This is a genomic window from Pedobacter sp. 01T416_2 (genome assembly GCF_056398925.1).
Map to the genome: position 1 here is coordinate 1 of NZ_JBFTQI010000306.1, position 6493 is coordinate 6493.

The 6493-nt window shown below is 39.7% G+C and carries 4 protein-coding genes; 1 reads left to right on the plus strand and 3 read right to left on the minus strand.

Annotated elements, in window-relative coordinates; all coding sequences use genetic code 11:
- The 3 genes from AC1DPQ_RS14035 to AC1DPQ_RS14045 all read right to left on the minus strand — a co-directional run.
- Positions 1-1079 (minus strand): phosphotransferase enzyme family protein (locus AC1DPQ_RS14035; protein WP_477609821.1); only part of this gene is annotated, 1079 nt, incomplete at its 3' end.
- A 116-nt stretch (positions 1080-1195) separates the two neighbouring features.
- Positions 1196-2548 (minus strand): Gfo/Idh/MocA family protein, encoded by a 1353-nt coding sequence (locus AC1DPQ_RS14040; RefSeq protein ID WP_477581094.1) that lies wholly within the window; start codon positions 2546-2548, stop codon positions 1196-1198.
- Between the two features lie 126 nt (positions 2549-2674).
- Positions 2675-5002, minus strand: a complete 2328-nt coding sequence (locus AC1DPQ_RS14045) for a beta-galactosidase (protein ID WP_477581092.1) — start codon at positions 5000-5002, stop codon at positions 2675-2677.
- Positions 5003-5607: 605 nt separating this feature from the next.
- Here AC1DPQ_RS14045 and AC1DPQ_RS14050 point away from each other — a divergent pair.
- The coding region (locus tag AC1DPQ_RS14050; RefSeq protein WP_477609823.1) for a contractile injection system protein, VgrG/Pvc8 family at positions 5608-6493 on the plus strand (886 nt) is incomplete at its 3' end.

Sequence of the window (6493 nt, forward strand, 5' to 3'; positions counted from 1 at the left end):
ATTTTAGAGTCATTTATTCTATTTTGATTAATTTTCTTAATAATCTCTTCAAATTTCGATTCTTTGGCGACGTACTTATTTAATAAATCGATCTGATTTAAGCCCCTCACCAAGTTGTGCTCAGGATAATTTGTTTTATAGTAAATATCGCCATTTAAGAAATCGGCTATAAACCTTACCGCTTGCATGTAAATCATAAATTTACCCGAATAAATAAAGAACTGTTTTTCGGTAAAGGCCAAAACCTGATCCATTTCTTCCATATAACCTTTATGTATTGCGGCAAAAACGTCTTCTCTAATGGCTATTTTACTAAAATCCTTTTCCTCTTCATTGGCTTCTGAGAGATAAGTACGCATCATATCGCCCACATCGCTGATAAAGTATCCGGGCATTACGGTATCTAAATCGATTACACATAAGCCTACCCCGGTTTCGGCCTGTAACAGTACATTGCTAATTTTGGTATCGTGGTGTACAACACGTAAATTAAGCGCACCGCTATCTACCATGTGTACATACTGCTCTTCTATATTGTAATGTCTGATAATCTCTTCTATAGCAAATTTCGCCTCACTAATCCTTTCATCGCTAGCTTGTTCTAAAGCTTTTTTAAACTGCTCTACACGTAAAGGCAGGTTATGAAAATCTTCTATAGTGGGCTTTAATTTTTGTACATTGAAGGCACAAAGCATCCTGGTAAATTTACCAAACTGCTTAGCAGCGTGGTAAGCCTGCTCAGGCTGATGCACAAAATCAATAGAGCAAGAATTTTCCACAAATGGAAAAATCCTGTAAAAATGATCGTCAATAACCACAAAATCATCTCCATTTGTGGCCGTAATTGGGGCAACAAATAAATATTTAGGGGCTGTTTGATCAAGATATTTTTTTATTGTCTCAATATTTTGAGCAATATTTTGAGGCTGGCGAAAAACTTCCGTATTCACCTCTTGCAAGATATAGGCTAATTTTTCACTGTAAACTTTCCAGGTATGGTTAATTAAGCCCGAGCCGAAAGGTTCAATTTTAAATTTTTCTGCGTTAAGTCCATAAGCACCTAATACTGCTTGAAACATAAGATGGTAATATATATTTGAATAAAAATTGTTCCAGGCAAACCATTTGATCAACCTGAATAAAGTTGCTTATTAAATTATGCGGGTAAGCCATATGGCATTACCCGCAAACGAGACTAAAAACCACTATCGTCTAAAGCGAAAGTATTTTTTCGATCTTTCCATTTTCCTTTTGTAAAATCAGGGAATTTTTGTGGCATATTTCCTTCTTTTAACGATTTGGTAGAAAGTGGCATAATTACACTCATTGTAACTGAATCATAAACGTCAATAGGGGTTTGTTTTTTCTGTTTTACCGCCTGGATAAATCCATTAAATACAAACCAATCCATACCACCGTGACCAGCGCCTACAGCTTCTGCTTGATATTTTTTCCAAAGCGGGTGATCGTATTTATCAAACCATTCCTGAGCCGGATCCCATACATCATCTTTCTTCGATTTATGATCGATGTATACTGATTTGTTTACATCCATCCAAAGGCCCTTTGTTCCCTGTACCCTGAAACCGATAGAATATGGCCTAGGTAAGTGGGTATCGTGACTTAACAATACGGTTTCGCCGTTTGCACAGTTGATCATCGTAGTGGTAACATCACCGTTTTTATAATTAATTTTAGCGTTAGGATGGCCAGGAGAAACTTCTTCTACGTAAGCGGCCAAACCTCTTGCTTTAGAGCTGAACGATACCAGGCTGGTAAAGCTATTTCCCCTGTTAATGTTTGCATATTGCATTAAAGGGCCAACACCATGGGTTGGATATAAATCGCCATCCTGATCGATATTGAACTGCGTACGCCATTGTGCCTCGCTTAATGCTTTTGGCCCGTACTCTACCCCACCACCATAATAATCTTTACCGTTGTTAAAAAGTACGTTTCTTAAATTATGTTGGTAACCACCTTCAAGGTGCACCAATTCGCCAAAAACACCTTGTCTAACCATGTTTAAAGCCGCCATTACATCTCTGCGGTAACAAACGTTTTCTAAAGTCATGTAAGGCATGCCTGTTTTTTCTGAAGTGTTTACAATATCCCAGTGATCTTGAACACTTAAACCTGCAATTACCTCGCAACCTACATATTTACCAGCTTTCATGGCATCAACTGCCTGGTCGCGGTGAAACTGCCATGGTGTTGCAATAATTACGGCATCAATATCTTTACGGTCTAAAAGTTTTTTATAAGCATCTAAGCCACCGGTGTACTCTGTTGCCGCTGGTCTGCCTTTTTTGGCAATATAATTACGACAGATTTTGAGTGAACTTTCCTGGGTATCGCAAATTGCAACAATTTCTACATCGTCTCTTAAGGCACCTTCAGAAATATGGCTCATACCACGTGCACCCACACCGATATAACCTACTCTTACTTTTCCGCTGTCTGATGATGCAAATAAACTTCCGGTTGGCAGGATGGTTAAACCAGCAGCCGTAAATGCACCATTTTTGATAAAATCTCTACGTTCCATTTGTGTTATTTAATATTTATTGTTTAGTTTTTTAATTGATCCGGTTAATACTGAACAAACGTTTTACTTGCTATTCTTTCGCACTTTTTCGCGCCAAATACCACTCACTTACAGCGCATTAATGGGCTAAAGGTTTTTAAAAAGTTTTTGGCTAAAATATAATCTGTAATCTTTAATTCTTCCATTGGCATTATCCTGTCTGGGTAATAGCTTTAATCCATTTATGCTGTAATTTTTACCCAGGTCTATTACGATCTGGTGTGGTGGTTTTGGCGATTTAGATTCCCACTGCGTGTGCCAGATGCTGGTAAACTGCAAATCGAAAACATTAGCCGCATTTCCGTCATCGCCACCCAGTTCTTCACTATCGGCATATACTATTTTCCAATCGCTGCGCGGAATTTCGTTCCCCTTTTCATCAAGCAGTACAATTTCTGCAACCGTGGTATAAGGCTGTCCTTTTTGCTCGGATAGTGCTTCTAAACAAAAATAACGCGCGGTTACAGGTTTAAAACTAACCTGCTGCCATTTATTATCGTTCGCAAAACTGCCTTCGGCATAAGCTTGTTGTGCATCCGAAACCCATTTTTGGTTATCTTTTTTGTGCAGTTCGGGCTGTTTTTCGTTCACCACATCCAAAATGGGTTTATCTAAAAAGCTTAATGCAGGTTTTTCTGTTCCGAAGAGGTCGAACACCACCACTTCATTTTTGCCTTTTTTGAGCCAGCTGCCCGGTACAAGCATGGTTTGCGTCGGCCCGATATTCCAGTACCTCCCCAAACACATTCCATTTAACCACACTAGGCCTTTATTCCATTTACCCATATCGAGGTAAGTATCTTCTAATTTATCGGCATTAAAACTTCCTTTGTAAAAAGCAGCCGCAGCAGGTTGATTGCCAAGCTTTTCGTAACGGAGCGGAATATTTACCTCACCAAGCCTGATGGGATAATTTTTCCAGCCCTTTAAAACAGTCTGTTTTCCATTTTCGGTTAAGTATACCTCGCCATGGATCCCTTTCCGATCGAGCATCTGGTAGCCGTAGTTTACCCTGCCTGTGGCTTCTACCAAAACCCTTAATACACTTTTGCGCGTTCTGGCCGGAATTTCGATGCTGAATTTATTTTTTCTCCTATCCAGTTCGCCAATCTTTTTACCATCAATATATACCAATGCATAATCGTGAATGTCTTTAAACACCAGGTTCGATTTTTGGCCCGCGTTTAAATTTGTTTCGTATACCACACAACCAAAATCCTGGTCTAAATCTTCCATCAGCATTGCGGTATCGGCCAATACAGGTTTAGGCAGGTTTTTAGATAGTACAGCTATTGAGGAGAACGTAACCGTTTGTAATTGCTGGATCTTATTTGCTGCAGGTACATCTGGCAATACCTCTCCTTCTTGCAGGTAATTGGCAAATAACTTACGTATGGCGTAAAACTTTTCGGTTGTATTACCGGCCTCATCAATAGGTGCATCGTAATCGTAACTGCTGGTTTGCGGCAGGTAAGGCGGTGCATTGGCCCCACTGTAAGTACCAAAACTTGTTCCGCCATGCGCCATATAAATACTAAACGATGCTTTATTATCGAGCATGTATTTTAATTCGGCTACAATGCGTTGGGTATCGCCTTTGTGGTGCGGCCTGCCCCAGCTATCGAACCAGCCCGGGTAATATTCGCCACACATTAACGGCCCTGTAGGCTGTATGGCCCTTAAGGCTTTAAAATTAGCTTCTGGTCCGCTGCCAAAGTTTACCACTGCGAACAAACCTTCAGGGTGGTCGTTTTTTAACTGCGAAGGCCCATCGCAATGAAATAAAGGAACGGTAAAGCCAGCTTCTTGCAGATTGGCTTTAATGATGTTCATATAATCTTTATCGTTGCCGTAGCTACCATACTCGTTTTCTACCTGCACCATAATAATGTTGCCACCGCGGCTAATCTGCAATGGGGCAAGCTGTTTGCCTACGGCTAAAAGGTACTTTTTGGCTCTTTCTAAGAAATAGGGATGTTGTGTGCGCAAGCGGATGCTTTTATCTTTAAGCAGCCACCAGGGGAAACCGCCAAACTCCCATTCGGCACAAGAATATGGCCCTGGCCTTAATATTACATATAAACCAACCTCTTTTGCCAGTTTACAAAATTCGGCAGCATCGCTCTGCCCTGTCCAGGTAAACTGACCGGGCTGTTTTTCGTGTATGTTCCAAAATAAGTAAGCACAAACCGTGTTTAAACCCATTGCTTTGGCCATTTGCAAACGTTGTTTCCACTCGGCTTTTGGTATACGGGCAAAATGCATTTCGCCACAGCGTATTACATATGGCTTGCCATTAAGCTCAAAAGATTCGGCACCTATGGCAAAGGTGTTTTCTTTTTGGGCCCAGCTATTAATAGATAAGCTTATTAACAGCCCTAAAACAAGTGTTTTTGTAAGCAAATGGATACGCATTTGTGCTGGTTCTTTTCGGTTTTGTTGATTTGTATTCTTTAAAAGTAGAACAAGCAAACGAGCATTACAACATAAATATCAGCGCAAACGATTGACTAATTTTTGCGTTACCAATTATTTAAGCCCAAAGCAAACCGTCTATTTACTTCGCTTATTTAAGCTGTGCTGCAATGCCTTTAAAACAATTGCCTATTGCCTGGCAAATGGTAATAAAGCTTTTCGCCTTAGCCCTTTTACCGCTATCTTAAAGGCTTTACATTTTAAAGGCCATACTGTAGAAATAATAAAGAATATGAGGAAGTATTTCCACACAGGCAGCGCAAAATGGGGAAATATGGTAAACCAAACTCGTTTCGTTTTAAGCTATAAAAAGTGCACTTATTTTTTTTCAACAAAGCACATTCTCAAAAACAAGTGTTAGAAGTACTTAAAATGGGCTTTGCCATGTAAAACCGATGGAGTAACAAGCGCTTGCCTATTAAACATTAACGCAACATTAAAATTTGGTTAAACTTTTGTCTAACAAGTTATGAGCGGGTACCATCAGCAATAAAAAAGAAGATGAGCATTCGTGTTTATTTATTGTTTTTTCTAATAGCCCTCATATGGAAAGAAAACTCATCACCGAAATCAATATAGAAGACAAAGCCATAACACACTTTGATTCATTCGATCTGGAGCAACAATTTAACGGGCATCATTATTTCGAACTTCGGTTTAAGCAGAATCAGTTTGGCCTGCCGAGTTTAATCAATCTTGACGATAGCCGCGATTTTGTAGGTAAAACACTTACAGCCTCATTCGGATATCAGGTTAATGGACTACAAGAATTTGCTGGCTTGGTTACCAAGGTAGAACTCGCACAGAACCATGGCTACAATGGCGTTTTAATTGTAAGTGGCTATAGTCCTACTATTTTAATAGACCGTGGTCCGGATTTGGGTTCTTACTTAGATAAAGATCTAAATGAAATTGTAGCCCTAGCCACAAAAGATACCTCAGTAAATGACCTTAAAGTCACATGCAATGCCAGTAGGAAAAAACCTGTCGATTATCTTATTCAATACAAAGAAAGTGATTTTGAATTTCTGAACCGCTTATCGGGCGAATATCATGAATGGTTTTTCTACGATGGCAAACAGCTCAACTTTGGCAAACCAGATGAGCAGAAAGAAGTTGTGCTTTTTTATGGTCGGGATGTACAGAATATTCAGTACGCCATGGAAATTTCACCGATCAAGCATAAACGCTTTGCGTATAACCCTAAAGAGGATGGAATGCTGCACAGCGAAAGTACAGGCATAACACATGACATATACGATCTTGCTCATGCTATACAGGCTTCGAACCGCACTTATAGTAAAACATTTAACCAGCCTTCGCTCATCCGCGTAGAAAACAGTAACGACATTAAAAGCCATGTAGAGAATGAAGAAAAAGCTACCATATCAGAACTTCTAAAAATCAGTGCCACGGGAGATAATGCAGAAC

What these genes read in the sequence shown, in the direction of transcription:
- AC1DPQ_RS14040 (WP_477581094.1), bottom strand. Translation starts at nt 2,548, where the DNA reads ATGGAACGTAGAGATTTTATCAAAAATGGTGCATTTACGGCTGCTGGT.
- AC1DPQ_RS14045 (WP_477581092.1), bottom strand. Translation starts at nt 5,002, where the DNA reads ATGCGTATCCATTTGCTTACAAAAACACTTGTTTTAGGGCTGTTAATA.